The 12107-nt window shown below is 64.8% G+C and carries 4 protein-coding genes; all 4 read left to right on the top strand.

Features of this window, described 5'->3' with window-relative positions; translation table 11 throughout:
* Window positions 1–352: 352 nt before the first annotated feature.
* The 4 genes from ACFDR6_RS07800 (at window position 353) to ACFDR6_RS07815 (ending at window position 12106) form a co-directional block, all read left to right on the top strand.
* Complete coding sequence (locus tag ACFDR6_RS07800) at window positions 353–580, top strand: MbtH family protein (protein ID WP_212092589.1); 228 nt, start codon at window positions 353–355, stop codon at window positions 578–580.
* 21 nt (window positions 581–601) lie between these two features.
* Complete coding sequence (locus ACFDR6_RS07805) at window positions 602–1357, top strand: thioesterase II family protein (protein ID WP_375857962.1); 756 nt, start codon at window positions 602–604, stop codon at window positions 1355–1357.
* Window positions 1326–2294, top strand: coding sequence for a TauD/TfdA family dioxygenase (locus ACFDR6_RS07810; RefSeq protein WP_375857963.1), 969 nt, complete (start codon window positions 1326–1328; stop codon window positions 2292–2294). The genes ACFDR6_RS07805 and ACFDR6_RS07810 overlap by 32 nt, the downstream gene beginning before the upstream one ends.
* Before the next feature lie 65 nt (window positions 2295–2359).
* On the top strand, window positions 2360–12106 hold the full coding sequence (locus ACFDR6_RS07815; RefSeq protein ID WP_375857964.1) for a non-ribosomal peptide synthetase: 9747 nt from the start codon (window positions 2360–2362) through the stop codon (window positions 12104–12106).
* The last annotated feature ends 1 nt before the right edge of the window (window position 12107 follow it).

Genomic DNA, 12107 nt, shown 5'->3' on the forward strand with positions numbered 1-12107 from the left:
ATGCGCCGCCGCGGATCTCGTCCGCGGCGGTTTTTCGTTGGCCCATGACCGGCAACGCTGAACTTCCGGATGTTGATGACAGTGCAATGAAACCCGGCCTGCGGCGAAGCGCGCGATCACGGCGTATCGGAAAAGTTCCTGCTGGCGCGCTTAGAATTGCAGCAATCGGCGACGTGTCCTGAAATATCGATATTTTCCCGCGTGTTGGCGCGCAAGCGTGGAGGTTGCATTGTGTACGTCTGTCGCCAGTTTTGAGCTCTTAAAAAATGCGGCGTCGATATTGCTTTGACCCTCGTCTGCTTCTGACCTAGTCAAACATCTCTGCTTTCGCTTTTCGAAGAGGGACTGAGTCATGATGGTGTTCGACAGGGACGACGTCACCTTCACCGTCGTCGTCAATCACGAAGAGCAATATTCCATCTGGCCGACGTTCAAGAAGATTCCCGTGGGCTGGAAGTCGGTGGGGAAGACCGGCAGCAAGAAGGAATGTCTCGATCACATCGAACAGGTGTGGACCGACATGCGCCCACTCAGCTTGCGCAAGTTCATGGATGACGCGGCGCCTCGGCAGTCATCCTAGTCGGCGGAGCCTGGTCTTTCGATGCGGCTTCTTTGTCTGCCTTACTCCGGCGGCAGTGCCATGTTCTATGCGCGCTGGCGAAGGCTTCTGCCGACATGGATCGACGTGCGGCCGGTGGAATGGCCCGGGCGCGGCGCGCGGATGGACGAGCCGCTGACGACCGATCCGCGTGCATTGGCAGCGCAGCTCGCCGGTGAGCTCGGCGCGCAGCTCGACAGGCCTTACGCGTTGTTTGGGCACAGTCTTGGTGCGGTGATCGCGTTCGAGCTTGCGCATCGCCTGCTCGACCGCGGCGCGCCGGCACCGGCCGTTCTCTTTGCCTCGGGTGCGGAAGCGCCGGCGGTTCGGGACGGCAGCAAGTGGCGCGAGCCCTTGAGCGACGAGGCGCTGATGCAGCAGCTGCGTAATCTTCAGGGTACGCCCGACGAGGCGTTGTCGAATGCGGAGCTGATGCGATCCGCGCTGCCGGTGCTTCGCGCCGACTTCCTGATGTGCGGAGCCTATGTCTACCAGCCGCGTCGTCCGCTTCCTTGCCCCGTCCATGTCTTCGCCGGAACGGACGACGAGACCGGCCGTGAAGCGCTCGAGGCCTGGCGCAAGGAGACCTCGGCGTCATTCACGCTCGATATGCTGCAGGGGCATCACTTCTTCATTCACACGCAGCAAGCCGAGCTGGTCGACCGCATCGGTGCGGCGCTGGCCCGGCAAGCGGGTCGATCGATTGATTTGCATCGGAGCGAGGATCATGAGCGCGTTCTCCGTTCAGCCACTCATTGAAGGCAAAACCCTGCCCCTGCTGCTCAAGGCAGGTGAGGCCGGGCAGCCGCTCGGCGAAGCCCTTCCCATGCTGCGCCAGACGATTGACCGATACCTTCCCGACAGCGGCGGCATCGTGTTCCGTGATTTCTCGCTCGATGGTCCCGACGCGTTCCGGGCCTTCGCGGCAGATTTCGGTCATCCGCTGCTCACCTACGAGTTCGGATCGACGCCGCGTTCGCAGGTGACTTCGGGAGTCTACACGTCCACGGAATATCCGCCGCATCAGCATATCCCGCTGCATAACGAGCAGGCCTACACCCGCGATTGGCCGATGAAGATATGGTTCTACTGCATGCAGCCGGCGCTGGAGGGCGGGGAGACACCGATCGCCGACAGCCGCGCCATCTATCGCGACATGCCGCCAGCCATTCGGGAACGGTTCGCGGACAAGGGTGTGATGTATGTGCGGAACTACGGCAACGGCCTCGATGTCGACTGGCAGCAGGTGTTCGGCACCGACTCCAGGTCGGAAGTGGAGACATACTGTGCTCGCCACGACATCGAATGCGAGTGGAAAGAGGATGGCGAGCTCCGTACGCGCCAGGTCTGTCAGGGTACGGCGCGGCACCCCGCCACGGGCGATTGGGTTTGGTTCAACCAGGCACATCTGTTCCACGTCTCCAATCTCGAGCCGGAAGTCCGCGAGAGTCTGCTCGATGTGGTCGATGACGAAGCCGATCTGCCGCGCAATGTTTTCTACGGCGATGGTTCGACGATCCAGGACGAGACGTTGTCGATCGTCCGGACAGTTCTCGAGAAGCACAAGATCAGCTTTCCCTGGCAGGCCGGCGACGTCGTGATGCTCGACAACATGCTCACCGCGCATGCGCGCGCTCCATTCAAGGGACCGCGCAAGGTGATCGTCGCAATGGCCGAAGCTCATCGGCAGGGATGACCGGCAGCACTCGTGATTCGGGCGGTGAGGATTTCGGGCTTGTGGCCGGACAGGGATTCGAGAACATGGATAGAGCCAACCTCGTCGAACGCCTGCGAGAGCATGCCGCCTTGCAGCCGGAGAAGGTGGCGTTGCGGTTCCTGGAAGGCGACGGCGTCGCGGATGAGCTGACGTATTCTTCGCTCGACGTTCGGATCAGGGCGCTCGCGGCGTGGATGCGGCAGATGGGCGGTGCAGGCGAGCGGGCGGTAATTCTTCTTCCGAGCGGGATCAATTATGCCGTCGCGTTTTATGCCTGCCTGTATTCGGGCGTGATCGCCGTTCCGGCGTATCCGCCCGAGGGCGGTCCCGAGCGTTATGCAGGGCGTCTCAACGGCATTCTGCGGGATGCGGCGCCGCGCTTCATCCTGTCGGAAACGGCTCTGCGCGATGTCATCGAGGCAACGCTGCCCGCATTGGGCGACGTGCAAATCGTTGCGGTGGATGCGATTCCGCCCGAGCTCGCAGCGGAGTGGCGCGAGACCAGGCTTGCGGCCGATGCCATCGCGTTCCTCCAATACACATCTGGATCGACCTCGCGGCCGAAGGGCGTTTGCGTCTCTCATGGCAATCTGGCGGCCAACGAGCGCGCCATCGAAGCGGCTGCTGGAGGAACGCCGGACGACGTCTTTGTAAGCTGGCTGCCGCTCTATCACGACATGGGACTGATCGGCGGACTTCTGAATCCGTTGTTCACGGGCTTTACAGGCGTCCTGATGTCGCCGCGGAACTTTCTCGAGCGGCCGCGACGCTGGCTCGAGGCCATCGATCGTCACGGCGGCACGATGAGCGGTGGCCCCGACTTTGCGTACTCGCTATGCGCCGACCGCATTTCGGATGACACGATCAGTCGATTGGACTTGAGCCGGTGGAAATTCGCATTCTCGGGGTCGGAGTTTGTCCGCCGGACCACCCTCGAGAAGTTCGGCAACCGGTTTGCGCGAGCCGGGTTCGATCAACGGGCGTTGACGGCTTGCTATGGCCTTGCCGAAGCGACGCTGCTGGTCACCGCCGGCGACATCGGTGCCGATACGGTCAGCTATTCGCTCGACACCGCGGAGCTCGCCGCAGGCCGCATTGTGAGTGCCAGCGCAGGCACCGATCTCGTGGCATGCGGTCGAACCGCTGCAGGTCACGACACGCGCATCATGCGGGTCGACGGTTCGGCTGCGGCCGGGGCAAACGAGGTCGGAGAGATCTGGGTCGCCGGCCCCAGCGTCGCGCTCGGCTACTGGAACAATCCCGAGGCGACGCACCAGGCGTTCGTGGAGCGGGATGGCACGCGCTGGCTGCGGACCGGCGACGTGGGTTTCATTCGCGATGGCGCACTGGTCGTGGCCGGACGCCTCAAGGACCTGCTCATCGTTCGCGGGCAGAACGTCTACCCGACGGATGTCGAGCAGGCTGTCGAAGCCGAGGTCGAGTCCGTTCGCAGCGGGCGGGTGGCCGCCTTTGCAGTCGAGATCGACGGGCGTGAGGCCATCGGCGTCGCGGCGGAGTTCAGCCGCGCCGTGCTCAAGCGCAGCGATCCGGAAGCGCTCGCGCATGCAATCGGCGAAGCGGTACTGCGTCAGGCACAGGAATATCCGGCCGTGATCGTGCTGCTGAACCCGCAGGCGATGCCGCTGACCACGAGTGGCAAGCTGCAACGATCGGCTTGCGCGGCGCGCCTCGCCGACAACACGCTCGACAGTTTCATGGTATTCGAGCGGGGCCGTCGCCGCAGCACTGGATCCTTCACGGCACCGGCGAGCGCGACCGAGCGCGCCGTCGCCGCGATCTGGTGCGAGGCGCTTGGCGTCGCAGCGGTCCATCGCGAGGACGATTTCTTCGTCCTGGGCGGAAACTCGATTGCCGCCGGTCAGGCCGCTGCTGCGATCCGCGAGCGCCTGAACGTGGAAGTGGAGCTGCGCCTCTTCTTCGACGCGCCGACGCTGGCGGCGTTCGCTGGCCGGATCGATGCGCTGGCAGGCGCCGGTGCCAGCCGCGCGCTGCCGCCGATCCCGTGGGCGGCACCGGCCGAGCGTGCGACGCTGTCGCACGCGCAGGAGCGGCTCTGGTTCCTCTGGAACATGGATCCGGGCGGAACGGCCTATACCGTCGCAAGCACGATCCGCCTGAAGGGGCGGGTCGATCAGGCCGTGCTATCGCGTACATTTGACGAGATCGTCCGCCGTCACGAGATCTTGCGCACCACGTTCACCGCCAGGGACGGCCGGGGAACGCAGTTCATCCACGATGCCATGAACATTGGCATTCGGCACGAGGATCTCCGGTTCTATTCGGCGCGGGAACGGGCCGAGCGCGCCGAAGCACTGAAGCGATCCGAGCTCGGCAAGCCGTTCGATCTCGTGAACGGGCCGCTGTTGCGCGCGGTGCTGTTGCAGCAGACCGACGATGCGTACGAATTGCTGCTGCTGGCCCATCACATCGTCGTGGATGGCTGGTCGCTCGACGTGTTGCTCGAAGAGCTGGCCGCGCTCTACCGCAGCGGCATCGGCCAGGGCGCGGGCGGGCCGTCGATTCCGGCAATTCAATATGCTGATTTCGCAGCCTGGCAACGAAACTGGCTCGCGGCAGGCGAGGGCGATCGGCAGCTCGCCTATTGGCGCAGCACGCTCGGCGACGTTCATCCGGTCCTGGCGTTGCCGCACGATCGACCGCGTCCGGCGGTCCAGAGCCATGCCGGCGATTCCATTGGACTTGCCATCGACGGCGCGCTCGCGTCCCGTCTCCGGGAGATCGCCGCCAAGCAGCGTGTCAGCGTCTTCATGCTGCTGCTCGGCGCATATCAGGTGCTGTTGCATCGCTACACCGGGCAGAACGATTTGCGCGTCGGCGTGCCGGTCGCAGGGCGTCGGCATGCGCAGCTCGAAAGGCTGATCGGATGTTTCGTCAATACCTTGGTCCTGCGGGCCGAGATTGCCGGCGAAGCAGGCTTCCCGAGCCTGTTGCAGCAGGTCAGAGAATCCGTGGTCGGGGCGCTATCGTACCAGGATCTCCCGTTCGAAATGCTGGTCGACGGCCTTAAGCCCGAACGCAGCGGGGGGCACAACCCCCTGTTCCAGGCGAAGTTCAACTACATGACGGCGCCGCAAGGATTCGCCGGCGTCGAGGGGCTCGCCGCCGAAATCGACATCGTCGATCTCGCGGGTTCGCATTTCGATCTCGCGCTCGACGTGATCGATGGCGCCGTCGGCATGAAGGTCACGTTCAACTACGCCACCGATCTGTTCGATCGTCCAACCATCGCGCGGCTGGCGGCACAATTCGGTTCGATCCTGCGCCAGATTGTCGACAATGCCGAACGGCGGATATCGGACTTCGTCATCGACGAGCAGCACCGGCAGATCGTGCCGAGTGAAGCCGCGACGTTCCGCGACACCGATGTGCTCAGCCTGCACCGTGGATCGAGCGCCGATAGGTCGAGCGCCGTAGCCATCCGATGCGGCCGGGATCAGTTGACCGTTGCGGAACTCGAGCAGCGCTCGAACCGTATCGCACGTGTCCTCATCGCCAAGGCCGTGGCGCGCGAGACGCCGGTCGCGCTGTGGATCGAACGATCGCCGGCCTTTGTCGTCGCCTTGCTCGGCGTGCTCAAGGCCGGCGGCGCGTACGTCCCGCTGGATCCGAAATGGCCGCTGGAACGTATTCGCCGTATCTTGACCGACGGCAACATCGAGATCGTGCTGGCGGCGGGTGAGACATTGGCGGACGCGCGTGGGCTCGATTGCCTGCTGCTCGATGCGGAGACCGAAGCCGTGCGCGCGGAGGTTTCGAGCCGGGCGGTCGACACGACGATCCATCCGGAGCAGACCGCCTACGTCATCTATACGTCGGGATCGACCGGCGCGCCCAAGGGCGTCAGCGTCTCGCACAGCGCCTTGGCCAATTACGTGCAGGGGCTGCTGCAACGCCTGGGACCGCGTCCGTCGGCGAACATGGCGATGGTATCGACGGTGGCGGCCGACCTCGGCCACACCGTCCTGTTCGGTGCGCTGGCGACCGGCGGGACGCTGCATCTGCTATCGCCGGAGGCCGTGTTCGATGCGGATGGGTTCGCGCAAGCGATGCGCGAAGGCGAGGTCGACATCCTCAAGATCGTCCCGAGCCATCTGCGAGGATTGCTGAAGGCGTCGCGGTCGGCCGATCTTTTGCCCCGCGATGCGCTCGTCCTGGGTGGCGAGGCTTGCGATGGCGCGCTGCTGGACGAAGTCCGACGCTTGCGGCCGGGGTGCCGGATTCTGAATCACTACGGACCTACGGAAACTACCGTCGGTGTGGCGACGCATGAGTGCGCGGTTGAACAGGAAAACAGTCCGATTTCAATCGGACTGCTTCTTGCCAATCTGCGGGCCCATGTCCTGGATGACGCGCTGAACGAGGTACCGATCGGCGTTGCCGGCGAGCTCTATATCGGCGGTGCAGGGTTGGCACGGGGCTATCGCGGCGCGGCGTGCCTGACTGCGGAACGCTTCGTGCCGGATCCGTTCGGAGAGACAGGCGAGCGGCTCTACCGAACCGGGGATCTCGTCCGCTGCGACGGCGCGGGCCGGCTGATATTCCTGGGCCGCACCGATGACCAGATCAAGCTGCGCGGCTATCGCATCGAGCTCGGCGAGGTCGGGCGCGTCATCAGGGCGCTGCCGGGGATCGAGGATGCAGTCGTAGTCCCGCGCGCGATCGGCGGAAGCGCGCAGCGCCAGGAGCTCGTCGCCTATTGTGTGCCCGCGATCAGCGCTGGTCTGCAAGCCGATGCGATCAAGCAACAGCTGGCAACGATCGTGCCGGACTATATGGTGCCGTCGCACATCGTCCTGTTGGCGCGACTGCCGCTGACGCCCAATGGAAAGGTCGATCGCCGTGCGCTGCCGGAGCCATCGCAAGACGAGGCCTCGGCCGGTTATGCCGCACCTGCGGGCGACATCGAGGTCGCGATCGCGGCGGTCTGGTGCGAGGTGCTCGGTCGCGAGCATGTCGGTCGCAGTGACAATTTCTTCGAGCTCGGGGGCGACTCCATCCTCAGCCTCCAGATCATTGCCCGCCTGCGCAAGCGTGGTATCCGCCTGACGCCGAAGCAGATCTTCAGCCAGCAGACAGTTGCCGGGCTGGCGACGGTCGCCGTCGTGTCGAGGGAGGTGCCCGCAAGAAAAGGCAAGCTGGACGCGACGACGTCGACCGGCGGCGAGATCGAGCCTGGCATGCGTCACCTGACGCCGATCCAGGCGCGCTTCTTCGCCGAAGACATCAGCAACCGGGATCACTGGAACCAGGCGGTTCTGCTGCGGCCTCAGATACGAGTCGATTGGGAGGCGCTACGGCGCGCGCTCGCGGCCGTCGGGGAGCATCACGATGCATTGCGCCTGCGATTCAAGCAAGTTGACGGCGCCTGGCAGGCGGAGCAGGGGCCGCTGCCGGCGCCATCGGAATTATTGTGGCTGCATGCCAGCGTCGATAGCGCGACGGAGATCACGGAGCTGGCCCGCGCTGCGCAGGAAAGCCTCTCGCTATCCTCGGGGCCGCTGTTGCGCGCGGTCGGCATGGACCTGACCGACGGCGGCCAACGGCTGCTGCTCGTGATTCATCATCTCGTCGTCGACGGCGTGTCCTGGCGTATCCTGCTGGAAGATCTGGCGTCGGCCTATAACCAGCTGCAATGCGGCAACTCCGTCACGCTGCCGCCAAAGAGCGATCCCTATGCTTTGTGGAGCGAGCGGCTGCACGCCTATGCGTCGAGCGCAGAGCTTGCGGCGGAGTTGCCGCACTGGCGCGATTGCGGTGCCGGCACGCCTCTGCCATGTGACGAAGAGCATGGCGGCGTCGATCGCGTCGGCGACGGCGGCGAAGTGTCGTTGGTGTTCGGGGCCGACCTGACTGCCCGGCTGCTCGAACAGGCACCTGCCGCCTATCGGACCCAGGTCAACGACCTGTTGCTGGCTGCCCTGGTGCGGGCGGTGTCGCGCTGGAGCCCGCGCGACGAGGTGACGGTAGAGCTCGAAGGCCATGGCCGCGAGGACATTTTCGCGCACGCGGATGTATCCCGTACCGTCGGCTGGTTCACGACGGCCTTCCCGGTCCGGCTGAAAAATGTGGACAGCGACGAGGCCTCGCTGATCAAGGCGGTCAAGGAAAGGCTTCGCGCGATTCCGAAGCGTGGTCTCGGCTATGGCGTGCTCCGCCATCTCGGCTCCGAGCAACAGCGTCATGTCCTCGCTCAACTGGCGGAGCCGCAGATCGTCTTCAACTATCTGGGCCGGTTTGACGCGAGCGTCGGCACCACCCAGCTCTTTACCTTCGCACCGGAGAGCGCCGGTCCCTCGCGCAGTGCCATGGCGCCGATGCGCGGATGGCTGAACGTCACTGGCCTCGTGCGTGACGGTCGGCTGGAATTGTCCTTTGGGTATGGACGCAAGCGCTACCGGTCCGCCACGATCGAACGGCTGGCGGCGCATTACGAGGCTGCGCTGCGCGAACTGGTCGCGCATTGCTGCAACGGAGCGTGCGGCCTCACGCCGTCGGATGTTCCGTTGTCCGGGCTTGCTCAGGCCGACCTCGATCGGCTTGCGACGGCCTTGGACCTTCGCGGCATCGAGGACATCTATCCGCTCTCGCCGATGCAGCAGGGCATGCTGTTCCATGCGCTGCGTGACGGTCCCAACGATGCCTATGTGAATCAGGTAGGGCTCGAGCTGTTCGGCGTCGATGCCGGCAAGCTGCGAGCCGCGTGGCAGGCGGCCAGCGACCGGCATGCCGCGATGCGGACCGGATTCGTCTGGCAGAACCTGTCGGGCGCGACGCAGCAGGTGGTGCATCGCCATGTGACGGTGCCGTTCGTCGAAGAGGACTGGCGCGACGGCGCGTGTGGGGATCTGGAATCCGCGCTGGCCGAGATATCCCGGCGCGACCGCGAGAAGGGCTTTGACGTTTCGCAACCGCCTCTCCAGCGCGTTCGCCTGATCCTTCTCGACGACAATCGTCATTGGTTGATCTGGACCCATCATCACATCTTCGTCGATGGCTGGAGCTCGGCCCGGCTGATCGCGGAGGTTTTGCAGCACGTGAGCGGCGACACGCTGCCGGCCATACAGGGCAACTATCGTGACTACATTGCGTGGCAGATGAGCCGCGATCGCGAAAGCGCTGACAGGTTCTGGCGCGAGGTGCTGGCAGCACTCGAAACGCCGACATTGCTCGCGAATGCGTTGGTGTCCAGCAGGACCTCCGGGGCCGAGGGGCATGCCAGTATCGGGTTTGCGGTGGATGCGCGGCTGACCGAGCGCCTGAAGTCGTTTGCCAGGCGCGAGCGGGTGACGCTCAACACGGTCATACAGGGCGCCTGGGCACAATTGCTGCGCAGGCATTCAGGCCAGTCCGCGGTCTCATTCGGCGTGACCATATCGGGCCGTCCGGCCGACTTGCCCGGTTCGGAGGAGATGGTGGGCCTCTTCATCAACACGCTTCCCATCATCGATGCGCCGAACCCGCAGTCCATCGTCGGCGACTGGCTGCGCCGGCTGCAGGACCAGAACCTGGCCCTGCGCGAGCACGGCTGGACGCCGCTCTACGAAATTCAGCGGCTCGCAGGCCAAGCCGGCCAGCCGCTGTTCGACAACATCCTGGTGTTCGAGAACTATCCGATCGACGAGGGATTGCACCGGGGCGGGGAGGGCCGTCCTCGGATCGGCCGCGTGGTACATGTGACGCCGACGAACTACGCGCTAGCGGTCGCGGTGTTTGCCGCAAGTGACGGGCTGAACATCGAGTTCAATTATGACCGGTGCCGGTTTGACGAGGCTGCCATCCTGCGCGTTCGCGACGTTCTGCACGGTCTGCTGCAACAGATCACGGCAAACGCGGAGTGTGCGCTCGGTGATCTCTCTGCGGCAGTTGAGCAGGACGCGCGACGAACTCTCGAATGGAGCGGCGCAGCGCAGCTGAACTCGGCATCACCCTGTGCCGACGTCGTGGCGCATTTCGAAGCGCAGGCCGCGCAGGCGCCGTCCGCCGTTGCCGTCCTATGGGGCGACCAGCGCATCTCCTATGGCGAGTTGAACACGCGTGCTAACGCGCTTGCACGGCGGCTTCGGCTCTGGAATTTGGCCCCCGACCGGCTGGTCGGCATTGCCTTGAGCCGAAGTCCGGACATGATCATCGCGCTGCTCGCGGTCCTGAAGGCCGGTGGCGCTTATTTGCCGCTCGATCCGGATTATCCGACTGAGCGGCTCGGCCACATGTTGTGCGACAGCGGCGCCGCGCTTGTCCTGACGCAAGGCGCGCTGCTCGAGCGGCTCGCACCTGTGCTGCGCGAAGCCAGGGTCGAAGGGCTCTGTATCGACGAGCTGATGCCGTCCGCCGGTGACGACGGTGGGACTCTCGACGTCGAAATCCATCCGGATAGCCTTGCCTACGTCATCTACACGTCGGGATCGACGGGGATGCCGAAGGGTGTCGCCGTTGCGCGCGGGCCGCTCGCCATGCATTGCGAAGCGATCGGCCGGCTGTACCGCATGACCTCGCGCGATCGCGAGTTCCAAACGGCATCGTTCAATTTCGATATTGCCCATGAGCGATGGCTCGTGCCGCTGATGACCGGCGGCTCGCTGGTCCTACCTTCGAAGCCCGGCCTCTTGGTCGACGACCTCGTCAGCGAGATCGCCCGCAATTCGGTGACCTCGATCTTTCTGCCGCCGGCCTATGCGGATCAATTGAGCGCGGCGTTGCGGCAAACCGGTCGGAGGCTGGCGATCAGGGCATGCATCGTCGGCGGCGAAGCCTGGTCGGATAGCGGCATCAAGGCATTTCGCGCGTCTGCCGATGTCGAACTTCTGGTCAACGCTTACGGCCCGACCGAGACGGTGATCGCGCCGACGGCGTGGATCGTCGATGATGCCGCGCTGACGCCTCACCAGCCCGCGCCAATCGGACGTCCTGTCGGGGCCAGGTCCGCGCACATCCTGGATTCCGACCTCAACATCGTTCCCGTCGGCGTCACCGGCGAACTGTTCATCGGCGGCGTTGGCCAAGCCCGCGGCTATCTGAACCGGCGTGCGTTGACTGCGGAGCGGTTCGTCCCCGATCCGTTCAGCGACAGCGGTGCGCGCTTCTACCGCACCGGCGATCTCGCGCGCTGGCGCGATGACGGCGTGATCGAATATATCGGCCGGGCCGATCAGCAGGTGAAGATCCGCGGCTTCCGCATCGAGCTCGGAGAGATCGAGGCGCGACTGCTCGAGCAGCGTGGCGTGCGTGCGGCGGCCGTGGTGGCGAGCGAGGGCAGGACCGGGCGCCAACTGCTCGCCTATGCGAGTGGTGATCCGTCGCTCGACGGCCGCGCCTTGCGCGACGCGCTATCCGCCATTCTGCCCGACCACATGGTGCCGGCCGCCGTGACGGTGCTGGAGCAGTTGCCGCTCACTCCCAATGGGAAGATCGATAGGCGGGCACTGCCGGCGCCGGGCGAGGATGCGTTGACGCGCCGCTCCTATGAAGCGCCCGAGGATGAGATCGAGCTCGCACTCGCCAAAATTTGGGGGAAGCTGCTCGATGTCGACCGGGTCGGGCGCAACGATCACTTCTTCGAGCTCGGCGGACATTCCCTGCTTGCGGTGCGGGTGCTCAGCCGCGTGTCGCAGGACATCGGCGTGTCGATCGCGGTCTCGGATCTGTTCGCTCATCCCGATCTCGCGTCATTTTCACGCGTCGTGTCGATCAGGCTGATCGAGCAGGAGTTCGACGCCGAAGAGCTCCGGGAACTGGTCGGAGCGGAACAGTGAG

This window comes from Bradyrhizobium tunisiense (genome assembly GCF_042263385.1).
In the GTDB taxonomy this organism is placed as follows: Bacteria; Pseudomonadota; Alphaproteobacteria; order Rhizobiales; family Xanthobacteraceae; genus Bradyrhizobium; species Bradyrhizobium tunisiense.

What these genes read in the sequence shown, in the direction of transcription:
- ACFDR6_RS07805 (WP_375857962.1), top strand. Translation starts at nt 602, where the DNA reads ATGCGGCTTCTTTGTCTGCCTTACTCCGGCGGCAGTGCCATGTTCTAT.
- ACFDR6_RS07810 (WP_375857963.1), top strand. Translation starts at nt 1,326, where the DNA reads ATGAGCGCGTTCTCCGTTCAGCCACTCATTGAAGGCAAAACCCTGCCC.
- ACFDR6_RS07800 (WP_212092589.1), top strand. Translation starts at nt 353, where the DNA reads ATGATGGTGTTCGACAGGGACGACGTCACCTTCACCGTCGTCGTCAAT.
- ACFDR6_RS07815 (WP_375857964.1), top strand. Translation starts at nt 2,360, where the DNA reads ATGGATAGAGCCAACCTCGTCGAACGCCTGCGAGAGCATGCCGCCTTG.